Origin of the sequence: Mycobacterium sp. 852002-51971_SCH5477799-a, assembly GCF_001667145.1 — a bacterium.
Taxonomy (GTDB): domain Bacteria; phylum Actinomycetota; class Actinomycetes; order Mycobacteriales; family Mycobacteriaceae; genus Mycobacterium.
In genome coordinates this window covers 1-820 of record NZ_LZIF01000127.1, presented here as the reverse complement: position 1 = coordinate 820, position 820 = coordinate 1, and the positions used below count along the sequence as shown (strand labels likewise).

Sequence of the window (820 nt, the reverse complement as noted above, 5' to 3'; positions counted from 1 at the left end):
TTACAGATCGATCCGACACAGCCGGGGGCGCGGATGCAGTTCATGCTCGCTGATGCGGGGCCGGTCGCGGTGGTGACCACCGCGGAGTTGGCCGAGCGGGTGCAGGGCTATGAGCTGTCGGTGATCGAGGTCAACGATGCGCGCATCGACACCCAGCCCAGCACTGGATTGCCGGGGCCGGCAGAGGACGACATCGCGTATCTGATTTACACCTCGGGCACTACTGGTGTGCCTAAGGGGACGGCCACCACCCACCGCAACGTGACCCGACTGTTCGAGGCACTGGATTTCGGTATCATCCCTGCGCCAGAGCAGGTGTGGTCGCAGTGTCATTCGTTGGCGTTTGACTATTCGGTGTGGGAGATCTGGGGGGCGCTGTTATACGGCGGGCGGTTGGTGGTGGTGCCCGAGTCGGTGGTGCGTTCACCAGAAGACTTGCTCGAAGTGTTGGTGGGTGAGCAGGTCAGTGTGCTCAGTCAGACACCGTCGGCGTTTTATGCGTTGCAGAGCGCTGAGGGGCTTGCACCTGAGTTGGCTGATCAGCTCACGTTGTCGACTGTGGTGTTCGGTGGTGAGGCGCTCGAGCCGCAGCGGCTTGGGGGGTGGTTGGAGCGTCATCCGGTGTTGCCGCGGTTGATCAATATGTATGGCATTACCGAGACGACGGTGCACGCCTCGTTGCGGGAGATCGCCGCCGGCGATGTTGAGCGCATGGTCAGCCCGATCGGGGTGCCGTTGGCGCATCTGGGGTTTTTTGTGCTCGATAACTGGTTGCGTCCGGTGCCCGCTGGGGTGGTCGGTGAGTTGTATGTGGCGGGCG

At 62.6% G+C, this 820-nt stretch carries 1 protein-coding gene; it reads left to right on the top strand.

Annotation, left to right across the window (positions count from 1 at the left end; genetic code table 11):
- Nucleotides 1-820 (top strand): AMP-binding protein (locus tag A5753_RS23460; RefSeq protein WP_156656215.1); only part of this gene is annotated, 820 nt, incomplete at both ends.